The sequence below is a fragment of the Phaeobacter sp. G2 genome, assembly GCA_025163595.1.
In the GTDB taxonomy this organism is placed as follows: Bacteria; Pseudomonadota; Alphaproteobacteria; order Rhodobacterales; family Rhodobacteraceae; genus Pseudophaeobacter.
This window is the reverse complement of sequence record CP104100.1, coordinates 3,762,015-3,773,219: the sequence shown is the minus strand read 5'-3', so window position 1 is coordinate 3,773,219 and position 11,205 is coordinate 3,762,015. Positions and strand designations below refer to the sequence as shown.

5 protein-coding genes, 3 tRNA genes and 3 rRNA genes are annotated in these 11,205 nt (G+C 54.6%); 6 read left to right on the top strand and 5 right to left on the bottom strand.

Annotated elements, in window-relative coordinates; all coding sequences use genetic code 11:
- Window positions 1–9: 9 nt before the first annotated feature.
- A complete protein-coding gene (locus N1037_17890; protein UWS79103.1) occupies window positions 10–870 on the bottom strand; it encodes a glycosyltransferase family 2 protein in 861 nt (286 codons plus the stop codon).
- Between the two features lie 894 nt (window positions 871–1,764).
- Here N1037_17890 and N1037_17885 point away from each other — a divergent pair.
- From N1037_17885 to N1037_17860, 6 genes are all read left to right on the top strand, one after another.
- Window positions 1,765–3,224: ribosomal RNA gene (locus N1037_17885) — 16S ribosomal RNA — on the top strand.
- A 259-nt stretch (window positions 3,225–3,483) separates the two neighbouring features.
- Window positions 3,484–3,560, top strand: a tRNA-Ile gene (locus N1037_17880).
- A gap of 21 nt (window positions 3,561–3,581) precedes the next feature.
- Window positions 3,582–3,657 (top strand) — tRNA-Ala (locus tag N1037_17875).
- Window positions 3,658–4,106: 449 nt separating this feature from the next.
- Window positions 4,107–6,934, top strand: a 23S ribosomal RNA gene (locus N1037_17870).
- Between the two features lie 194 nt (window positions 6,935–7,128).
- Window positions 7,129–7,243, top strand: a 5S ribosomal RNA gene (rrf, locus tag N1037_17865).
- Together the 16S, 23S and 5S rRNA genes with 3 tRNA genes alongside form the textbook arrangement of a ribosomal RNA operon.
- A gap of 95 nt (window positions 7,244–7,338) precedes the next feature.
- A tRNA-Met gene (locus N1037_17860) sits at window positions 7,339–7,415 on the top strand.
- Here N1037_17860 and N1037_17855 read toward each other — a convergent pair.
- The 4 genes from N1037_17855 to N1037_17840 all read right to left on the bottom strand — a co-directional run bounded on the left by N1037_17855 (window position 7,372) and on the right by N1037_17840 (window position 10,496).
- Window positions 7,372–9,027: a recombinase family protein gene (locus N1037_17855; protein ID UWS81397.1), complete on the bottom strand. Its 1,656-nt coding sequence runs from the start codon at window positions 9,025–9,027 to the stop codon at window positions 7,372–7,374. The genes N1037_17860 and N1037_17855 overlap by 44 nt on opposite strands.
- Window positions 9,028–9,075: 48 nt before the next feature.
- The gene (locus tag N1037_17850) at window positions 9,076–9,288 is read right to left on the bottom strand and encodes a hypothetical protein (protein UWS79102.1); all 213 of its coding nucleotides are present in this window, start codon (window positions 9,286–9,288) and stop codon (window positions 9,076–9,078) included.
- Window positions 9,289–9,486: 198 nt separating this feature from the next.
- The gene (locus tag N1037_17845; protein UWS79101.1) at window positions 9,487–9,933 is read right to left on the bottom strand and encodes a hypothetical protein; all 447 of its coding nucleotides are present in this window, start codon (window positions 9,931–9,933) and stop codon (window positions 9,487–9,489) included.
- The gene (locus tag N1037_17840; protein ID UWS79100.1) at window positions 9,930–10,496 is read right to left on the bottom strand and encodes a type II toxin-antitoxin system PemK/MazF family toxin; all 567 of its coding nucleotides are present in this window, start codon (window positions 10,494–10,496) and stop codon (window positions 9,930–9,932) included. The genes N1037_17845 and N1037_17840 overlap by 4 nt, the downstream gene beginning before the upstream one ends.
- Window positions 10,497–11,205: the final 709 nt, after the last annotated feature.

Genomic DNA, 11,205 nt, shown 5'->3' with positions numbered 1-11,205 from the left:
GATACGCCTTTAGCGGCTGAACCAACTGGGGAGTGTGGTTCGAAACTGAAACCGCAGGCTCTTGCAGCGCAGGACAGAGCTGGCCTCGTCCCGTACCGGCGATTGCAGGCTGCGCCAGGCGGTTTTCTCGGCCTCATCCCAGGGAAGCTGTGGCAGCGCCTCTGCTTCTTCGCGTTTCTCTACCGCTTCTTTTGCCGCCTGCTTCCAGGCCTTTCCAGGGGTGCCAGGGCCTTCGCTATTGCCCACCTCCTGGCGCACCTCGGACATCGCCGACAAGGCGGCGACATCCGCATATTTCAAATGGGCCAGATAAACCCCGCGCGGCATGGCAAAGGGAAACTGCGCCAGCCGTGCCGGGCGCAGCTGGATGCCATGACGGCGCAGCCCGATGGGTCTGCGGACGGCCCAGGCCTTGCTGTAGTGTCCGGTGAATACGGCGTCCCGGGTTTTGGCAAAGACGGACAGGTCCGTGGCGTTCACGTCGGACTGCGAGAAATCAAACAGATTAAAGCCAAGCGCAAAAACCGCAGGCGCCTGTTGATCTGCCAGCATATCAGCCAGCGATCCCCAGCGGGCGGGATCCAGGCAAATCAGCTCATCCGCATCACTTCGAATAACCCAGTCATAGATCTCCAGCAGACCCTGCTGAAACCCATTCAGCATCCGGCCCCGCCAGTGGTCAAACCCCTGCAAACGATTCCGCGGTATGGTCAGCACCGAGGCGCCGGGGCAAATCTCTTGAATGCGCGGATCCGCACCGTGGGACACCACATACAGGTTCTCGGGGCCAAGCAGCCGACTGTAGTGGCGAAACCATTGGGACAAAGCCCAGTGGTCCTTATAGGCCATGGTGAGTGCGCAAATTTTCATGCCCGCACTATGGGAGCCGTGCGGGCGTTCGCCAAGAGCGTTTCATGACAAACAAGAGCGTTTCATAACAGGGCGGGGTGAACTGCCTTCGGGTTTGGTCTCCTGTGCTGATCCTGAATGGCATCAGGACGGCAAGACATCCCTACCAGCGGCCCTTTCAGCGGCGCGCGGCAGGCGGAATCGCAGCCGAGTCGCCAGGCCGTCTTGTGGCTACTTGTGTGCGCATAACTACATGTTGAGGCTGACCCTTTGGCCTAACTGCAAAAGCTATGTGGCCTGCAGGGGAGAGCAGTACGACAGGAGCGGCTTTGGCTAGATTGAGATTTGATAAGGTGCTGAATTTATGTGATTTTCAGGCCTTTTCCAAAAAAGATGATATTTTTGTAATTTAGGTGTTGCGGGTTTGTTGAGTTAACACTAGAACCCCCTCTACCGGCGGCGGAGACGCGGCACGGTGGGGCGGCTGAGAGGTCGCTGACTGGCAGGAAAGGCTGCTGGACGCTCAGGAGAGACTGGGGCATCTGGAGGATGTTATGAGGCGGTTGCGCTAAGGAATTGGCGCGGTGGCCTTGTTTTTGGCCTTTAGGTGTTGCTCTTTGACATTGATGATAACTGAAGAGATATGTGGGCGGTTTGGTTCGTTTCGATGGATCAACGTCTGTATATCAACGCTAGTAGGGTGGGCCATTTGGTCTGTTCGATGATCTAGTGTCAGCTTCACTGTTTGACGGACTTTTGTTTACTTTTGTAAACTGAAGCACAATCAAACAGATGACTTCCGATACGTGTCCAATCCTTAGCCGGGTGGACATAGGGATCTGCCCCCAAAAGCGGTCCTGAGTATTGGAGATGTGCAGAGGTTCGAACGTCAAGGATAGCATCGCGAGATGCTTTCAACTTGAGAGTTTGATCCTGGCTCAGAACGAACGCTGGCGGCAGGCTTAACACATGCAAGTCGAGCGCACTCTTCGGAGTGAGCGGCGGACGGGTTAGTAACGCGTGGGAACGTGCCCTTCTCTAAGGAATAGTCACTGGAAACGGTGAGTAATACCTTATACGCCCTTCGGGGGAAAGATTTATCGGAGAAGGATCGGCCCGCGTTAGATTAGATAGTTGGTGGGGTAATGGCCTACCAAGTCTACGATCTATAGCTGGTTTTAGAGGATGATCAGCAACACTGGGACTGAGACACGGCCCAGACTCCTACGGGAGGCAGCAGTGGGGAATCTTGGACAATGGGCGCAAGCCTGATCCAGCCATGCCGCGTGAGTGATGAAGGCCTTAGGGTCGTAAAGCTCTTTCGCCAGAGATGATAATGACAGTATCTGGTAAAGAAACCCCGGCTAACTCCGTGCCAGCAGCCGCGGTAATACGGAGGGGGTTAGCGTTGTTCGGAATTACTGGGCGTAAAGCGCACGTAGGCGGATCAGAAAGTATAGGGTGAAATCCCAGGGCTCAACCCTGGAACTGCCTTGTAAACTCCTGGTCTTGAGTTCGAGAGAGGTGAGTGGAATTCCGAGTGTAGAGGTGAAATTCGTAGATATTCGGAGGAACACCAGTGGCGAAGGCGGCTCACTGGCTCGATACTGACGCTGAGGTGCGAAAGTGTGGGGAGCAAACAGGATTAGATACCCTGGTAGTCCACACCGTAAACGATGAATGCCAGACGTCAGCAAGCATGCTTGTTGGTGTCACACCTAACGGATTAAGCATTCCGCCTGGGGAGTACGGTCGCAAGATTAAAACTCAAAGGAATTGACGGGGGCCCGCACAAGCGGTGGAGCATGTGGTTTAATTCGAAGCAACGCGCAGAACCTTACCAACCCTTGACATCCTTGGACCGCTAGAGAGATCTAGCTTTCTCGCAAGAGACCAAGTGACAGGTGCTGCATGGCTGTCGTCAGCTCGTGTCGTGAGATGTTCGGTTAAGTCCGGCAACGAGCGCAACCCACATCCTTAGTTGCCAGCAGTTCGGCTGGGCACTCTAGGGAAACTGCCCGTGATAAGCGGGAGGAAGGTGTGGATGACGTCAAGTCCTCATGGCCCTTACGGGTTGGGCTACACACGTGCTACAATGGCATCAACAATGGGTTAATCCCCAAAAGATGTCTCAGTTCGGATTGGGGTCTGCAACTCGACCCCATGAAGTCGGAATCGCTAGTAATCGCGTAACAGCATGACGCGGTGAATACGTTCCCGGGCCTTGTACACACCGCCCGTCACACCATGGGAGTTGGATCTACCCGAAGGCCGTGCGCTAACTTTTGAGGCAGCGGACCACGGTGGGTTCAGCGACTGGGGTGAAGTCGTAACAAGGTAGCCGTAGGGGAACCTGCGGCTGGATCACCTCCTTTCTAAGGATGTATCTAGCAAGAAGAACTTGTTCTTCCTCGTGATACACTTAGCAATGAACAGTAATCAAAACTGTTCAACATCGGGGCATCTACTGGATGTCCTTTGGACCGAGCCGTCCTCATATCTCTTCAGACAAGTCGCGGCAGCAGCCGTTATCTGGCGCTGCCTGGTGACATAACCACTGAGTGCTGCTCTCGGGCATTGCTTTGCAATACCCTGTCGCACACGGGTTTTGATTTGCTTTGCAAATCGAAAACCGGGTCGGTAGCTCAGGTGGTTAGAGCGCACGCCTGATAAGCGTGAGGTCGGAGGTTCAAGTCCTCCTCGACCCACCACTCATCCTTCGGGATTAAGATGGGGCCTTAGCTCAGCTGGGAGAGCGCCTGATTTGCATTCAGGAGGTCAGGAGTTCGATCCTCCTAGGCTCCACCATTAAACAATTAGATCGTTAAGCACTGTGCGCAGTTCTTAACCGTCCAATTGGACGAATTGATATCGTAAAGAGAGAAACAATCAACAACACTGTTGATCGCCCCGAGTGTGGGGATGATCTCAGATTGGTGCTGATTAGACCTTCGGGTTTATGATGCGAGCTTATGAACACGTCTGTTTCCTCGGACGTCCATGGGTCTGCCGGTTTGAAACGACAGAGTTGTCCAAGTCAAGTACACTAACCCGGTTCTAATTCCGCAAGGTTTTGGAACCAATTGTATTTATGATGTTTGTTTTGCGAAGGGGCTGCGACCGACATCACAGCCTTAGTAGTGAAACGACTTTCGCATCATAAATGCGGGAAAGTATGCTTTTTGGTTCAGAGATTGTGGTCCGGCTACTTACCAGCGGCTGGATCCTGATGGTTTAGGCTATCTATTTCTGGATCAGATCAAGCGCGAGAAGGGCGTTTGGTGAATGCCTTGGCAGTAAGAGGCGATGAAAGACGTGATACTCTGCGATAAGTCATGGGGAGCTGAGAATAAGCTTTGATCCATGAATTTCTGAATGGGGCAACCCACCTGAAAGTTCATTATTGTTACTTCGGTAGCCAATAATGTTCTTAACCAGGTACTTATGAACTGAATACATAGGTTTATAAGAGCAAACCCGGGGAACTGAAACATCTAAGTACCCGGAGGAAAGGAAATCAATTGATACTCCCCTAGTAGCGGCGAGCGAACGGGGACCAGCCGAGCCTTGAGTGTGAGAAGAACCTGTTGGGAAGCAGGACCATAGCGGGTGATAGTCCCGTATTCGAAACATGATAGGACGTATTAAGTAGGGCGGAACACGTGAAATTCTGTCTGAAGATCGGAGGACCACCTTCGAAGGCTAAGTACTCCTTACTGACCGATAGTGAACCAGTACCGTGAGGGAAAGGTGAAAAGCACCCCGACGAGGGGAGTGAAACAGTACCTGAAACCGAACGCCTACAATCAGTTGGAGGGCCCTTGCGGCCTGACAGCGTACCTTTTGTATAATGGGTCATCGACTTGGTCTCACGAGCAAGCTTAAACCGTTAGGTGTAGGCGCAGCGAAAGCGAGTCTTAATAGGGCGAATGAGTTCGTGGGATCAGACCCGAAACCGAGTGATCTAGGCATGGCCAGGTTGAAGGTGCAGTAACATGCACTGGAGGACCGAACCCACATCTGTTGAAAAAGATCGGGATGAGCTGTGCCTAGGGGTGAAAGGCCAATCAAACTCGGAGATAGCTGGTTCTCTGCGAAATCTATTTAGGTAGAGCGTCGTACGAATACCCCGGGGGGTAGAGCACTGGATGGGTAATGGGGACTCACCGTCTTACTGATCCTAACCAAACTCCGAATACCCGGGAGTACTATACGGCAGACACACTGCGGATGCTAACGTCCGTAGTGGAGAGGGAAACAACCCTGACCTCCAGCTAAGGCCCCTAATTCATGGCTAAGTGGGAAAGCAGGTGGGATGTCCAAAACAACCAGGAAGTTGGCTTAGAAGCAGCCATCTTTTAAAGATAGCGTAACAGCTCACTGGTCTAATTAAGACGTCCTGCGGCGAAGATGTAACGGGGCTCAAGCCATGAGCCGAAGCTGAGGATGCACATAGTGCATGGTAGCAGAGCGTAGTGTGACATAGTTCCATGTCTCCTTACCTACTTCGGTAGGATTGGAGACACGGAGCTTTCGATGAAGCGGGCGCGTGAGCGATCCCGTGGAGAGATCACTAGCGAGAATGATGACATGAGTAGCGACAAAGAGTGTGAGAGACACTCTCGCCGAAAGTCCAAGGGTTCCTGCTTAAAGCTAATCTGAGCAGGGTAAGCCGACCCCTAAGGCGAGGCCGAAAGGCGTAGTCGATGGGAACCAGGTTAATATTCCTGGGCCATGAGGTGGTGACGGATCGCAGGTGTTGTTCATCCTTATTGGATTGAATGAGCAGCTGAGCGGTTCCTGGAAATAGCCCCTCTATAAGATCGTACCCTAAACCGACACAGGTGGACTGGTAGAGAATACCAAGGCGCTTGAGAGAACGATGTTGAAGGAACTCGGCAAAATACCTCCGTAAGTTCGCGAGAAGGAGGCCCGGGTCCTACGCAAGTGGAATCCGGGGGCACAAACCAGGGGGTGGCGACTGTTTATTAAAAACACAGGGCTCTGCGAAGTCGCAAGACGACGTATAGGGTCTGACGCCTGCCCGGTGCCTGAAGGTTAAAAGGAGGGGTGAGAGCTCTGAATTGAAGCCCAGGTAAACGGCGGCCGTAACTATAACGGTCCTAAGGTAGCGAAATTCCTTGTCGGGTAAGTTCCGACCTGCACGAATGGCGTAACGACTTCCCCGCTGTCTCCAACATCGACTCAGCGAAATTGAATTGCCTGTCAAGATGCAGGCTTCCCGCGGTTAGACGGAAAGACCCCGTGCACCTTTACTACAGCTTCGCACTGGCATCAGGATTGTGACGTGCAGGATAGGTGGTAGGCATCGAAACCGAGACGCTAGTCTCGGTGGAGCCTCCCTTGAGATACCACCCTTCGCACTCTTGATGTCTAACCGCGGTCCGTTATCCGGATCCGGGACCCTGCGTGGCGGGTAGTTTGACTGGGGCGGTCGCCTCCTAAAGCGTAACGGAGGCGCGCGAAGGTTGGCTCAGAGCGGTCGGAAATCGCTCGTTGAGTGCAATGGCAAAAGCCAGCCTGACTGCGAGACTGACAAGTCGAGCAGAGACGAAAGTCGGCCATAGTGATCCGGTGGTCCCGAGTGGAAGGGCCATCGCTCAACGGATAAAAGGTACGCCGGGGATAACAGGCTGATACTGCCCAAGAGTCCATATCGACGGCAGTGTTTGGCACCTCGATGTCGGCTCATCTCATCCTGGGGCTGGAGCAGGTCCCAAGGGTACGGCTGTTCGCCGTTTAAAGAGGTACGTGAGCTGGGTTTAGAACGTCGTGAGACAGTTCGGTCCCTATCTGCCGTGGGTGTAGGATACTTGAGAGGAGTTGCCCCTAGTACGAGAGGACCGGGGTGAACGAACCACTGGTGGACCAGTTGTCGTGCCAACGGCAGTGCTGGGTAGCTATGTTCGGACAGGATAACCGCTGAAGGCATCTAAGCGGGAAGCCCCCCTCAAAACAAGGTATCCCTGAGGGCCGAGGTAGACCACCTCGTCAATAGGCCAGAGATGTAAGCGTGGTAACACGTTCAGTTGACTGGTACTAATCGCCCGATTGGCTTGATCTGATCTAGTAATAGACAGCCAAGAACCAAATAAGCACCACAGGACTTGGACTTAATGTTGATTGTTTCTTCCGATATCAGTTGTGAAACCACCAGGTGACATAACTGACGTGCGGCAATGCGGTTTTAAAATCAAAACCGCTGCCTGCCGCGCGATACTTTGCTTCGCAAAGATATCGGATTTGGATTTTTCTTGGTTTGGTGGCGATAGCGAGAGCAAAACACCCGGTCCCATCCCGAACCCGGAAGTTAAGTGCCTTTGCGCCAATGGTACTGCGTCTTAAGGCGTGGGAGAGTAGGTCACTGCCAAACCTAGTAAAATCCAAAATCTCAAAAACGATAACATTAACGCTAACTACTAGGACAAATCGTCCTCAAGTAGAAAAGCGATAGGACATCATAACTGTCGCGGGATGGAGCAGCCCGGTAGCTCGTCAGGCTCATAACCTGAAGGTCGTAGGTTCAAATCCTACTCCCGCAACCAAATTCAGCGAACACTCGCTAATATCCAAGCCCGCCCCTAAGGCGGGCTTTGTTATGTTCAGCATCTCCAATAGCTTACCACGAAGCTCAAGCGCGTGATGCTTCGCATCCGCGTCCCAGGTCACAACAACAGTATCAATGATTTGGTGGAGTTCTTCGCTGGCACGCCCAGAGACGCCCTCGTCTGATAGGGTGCCCACCAGATCATCAATATGCGCGCGGTAAAGGGCAGGGAGGTCCTGGGGCAAGAAGATGGGTTCTGGGGCTGCGGCGTCCCGTTTGGCCCGTGCTTGGGTCAGTTCAGCATCCACCTTGTTGAGCTGGGCGATGACAGGGGCAGAATAGTCCCCATCCTCAACCGCCTTCATCAGGTTTGCGTGCCGGGACTCCAGCTGGCGCACAGCCTGACTATGGAGCCGGAGCAAATCATCGCGTTCTTTCTCTTCACCTTTCTTGCGCGCCAGAAACTTCTCCCGAAACTCTGCATAGGCTTCGTCCCGCATCAGACCAGATTTGAGGCCCGAGAGGATGGAGGTGGCTGCGTCTTCTTCTTTGAGGCCGCGCATACCGCTACAAACTGATGCGCCTTTCTCCTTGGCGTTGGCGCAATAATAGCGTCGCGCCTTGCCGCTGCCTGCCACGGTGAGATTGCCGCCGCACTGGCCGCAGGTCATTAACCCGGACAGCAAGTATTTGCGCCGCCGTAATGATTGCCCAACAGAGAGGCCTTTCTTGTCCGTGGCGGGTGTGGTGCTGCGCACCTTTCTGTGCCCCGCTTGCACAGCTTTGACGGCGTCCCATAGCTCTTGGTCGATGATCCGCAGGTCGGGGACTTCTTGGATCTCCCAGTCTTCCACGGGATTTAGGCGTGAGACCCGTTTGCCGGTCTCGGGGTGTTTGGAATAGCGTAGGCGGTTCCAAATCCGGCGACCAATATAGAGCTCGTTGTTCAGGATTCCTGTCCCCCGGGTGGGGTTGCCGTTGATGGTGTTTTGCTTCCAATGTCCACGGGTTATGCGTTTGGTATTGGCGGCCGGTGAGGGGATGCCGTCTGCATTGAGTTGCGCAGCGATTTTGATCGGTGAGGCACCTGACGCATAGTCAGTGAAGATCCGGCGAATGATCGCCGCTTCGTTGTCGTCGATTGTGAGCTGGCCTTTTTTGGCTATGCCGTCCGGCCCAATGCTCAGGGCGTATCCATATGATCTGCCGCCTGCGCTCTGGCCACGTTCAAACTTCCCGCGCAGTCCGCGCCGGGTTTTGAGGGCGAGGTCTTCAAGAAATATCTGTGCCATCGTGGACATAATGCCAATGTCGAGCAGACCGAGCTTACCTTTGCCCAACTGATGAAGCTCAATGTCTGCGAAGGTGGTCGCTTTGTAGAAGTTTGAGGCCCGTTCCAGGTCGCGCCCGAGGCGGTCGACGTGTTCGAACAAGACAATGTCAAAGGATCGCGCGTGGACCGCGGCAAGTAGCTCCTGAAACCCCGGGCGATCCCGCAGCGCGCCGGACAAACCGGCATCGGCGTATTCTTTGACCACTTCATATCCGCTGCGTTCTGCGTGTTTGCGGCATTCACTGAACTGGTCATCGACGGACTTGGGGTTTTGCATGTCCGAGGAGTAGCGCGCATAAATCGCGACGCGGGGTTTGTCAGTCATTCAGAATCTCCTTGAGTCGCAAAACTGCCGTGGCCAGAAAGATGATACAAATACAAGTTTAGTGATCTGTGGTGCGGCTTGCCTTAATCCCGTCAAAATCGGCTCTATGATAAAGATCACTGCGTTCGGTGTTTCTTCCTTCGTTCCGCCCTCCTGGGTGGCCCGCTTGGCGGCGACTTCGGCAATCAGGTCGATCAGATTTGTGAGGGTCATTCGCTTCTCCTTCGGTTGTGGACACACAAGAACCAACAACACGATGAGATCGGTGGCCTGCTACGGTTGGTCGTTTACGCCCGTACAGAGATGATCTGTGCGGGCGTCTCTGTTTGGGCGGCGCGCCGACATCTGTAGCAGCAGAAGGTTCGCCAGCGCGCCTGACGCGGGGTGTCTAAGCCCGCGTGTCTCTGTAAATCAGAGGCTCTGACACAACGCGTCCAGCGCCTCCTGCGCGTGCATCAGGTCATGCACGGCTTGCAAGGTCTCGTAGAGCTCGAAGAACATGATCATCGCGCGGCCCAGTTCATCCGCGCGCGCCGTTGTGCGCGTCTCCTGCCAGCAGGCTGGTTCGGAAACGTTGCACTCATCATAGTCGCGGTGCTGATGCACGGTCGTGCCCTTGTCGATCTCCCGGGTGAGGAAATCCATCTGCACGTCCAGTTCCTCCAGGATCTCTGGCTTGAAGATCTGGCGGGCCTCAATCAGCTTGATCAGCCGCTCAAAGCCGACACGTTCCAGCGGTTGGATGTTGTGCAGCACGTCCATCCGGATCGCTGTGATGCAGTCACGGGATTTTGCGAAACCTGCCGCGGCGATGGCTTCGATATTGTCATATGTAATGGGCAGAAACTGGTGGGTCATACGAGACCTCCTTTGGATTTGAGGGTGATGGCTGCGCGAGATGCGCGGTTCCGCTCCAGGAAACCGCGCTCTTCGCGTAGCCTTCGCGCCTGTTCCTCCCAACGCTCCCGCCGGGTCTCGGCCTGGATGTCTGCCTTGGCCTGCAGGCGGGCGCGCACGTCGTTCATACGGTCCACCAGCGGCGCATCAAGTCGGCCGATCAGGGTGCCGCGCTCCTCGCTGCCCTCAAAGCCGGGGTGGTTGACGCTGACGATCACACGGCGCGCGCAGACAAAGCGGGAGGGCCGATCCAGCCCCGCCGCGTGGCAGGAGGCAGTGTGTCCAACGCGGACCTCATATCCTCTGTTGGCCTTGGTGCGGGCGGAGGTGCCGTAGGCGAGTTCGACAAATTTGATGCCATTCAGCTCAAAGACATCGAGAACCAGGCAGGGGCGCAGTTTGGGGGATGCCGCTGGGGTTGTGGGGTCCTCACTGATCGGAAATGCGAACAGAACAACGTCACCGCGCTCGACGAGGCCTTTCCAGTCGAAGTCCGGCACGAAGGATTGGGGGGAGTAATACATCTGGGGTCTCCATTGATGTGATTGAAAATCGACACCAGCTTTGGAAACCTAAAAGGCCTCCCGTTTTGCTGCGCGTCACAAAAAACGCGCAGCAAAACGGGAGGCTAAAAGAACAGGGAGAGCGGCGAGAGGGAAACCCTCTCGTCAAATTTGGCACGCGACGGGGAGGAGGGCGGAAAACGGACCTTAGCTGCACCTGCGAGAGGTTCATGGCCAAGAAGGATTAGCGGCCATTCAAACCAGCATGCCCCTCGGAGCGATGCTGCGCACTGCACCAAGGGCAGCTATGCGCAGATAACGGCGTTTGCAAAGTTTGGCCCACACCCTGAAAATTCAGCGCAAACGCGCTGCAACGCCGCGTCAACACCTGACATTGGTGATCTTTGCATCGAAAAGTCGGGCTAGATGACGGCCATGCGGGACAAATTGAGCTTTCGCTGCGGCTGTGCAAACGGCGGCTATTGAAGATTTTATGGTGCCAAAAACGACCCTATTTGGGGCGCTCAATAACCTACGAGTCTTGATACCCTCTGCGTTGCAGAGGAGATCCTAGTTGAGGCCACACTGGACCTGATGAATTTTCGGCGCTGTTGCAGACAAAGTCGGCCACTCGCCGCTGGTTGCACGCGATTGTTTTGGCCAAGGTTGGCCGCAGATTTTTCACTATTGGTGATAGTTGAAAGTGACGCAGATAGGGAGCTTTGTGTGC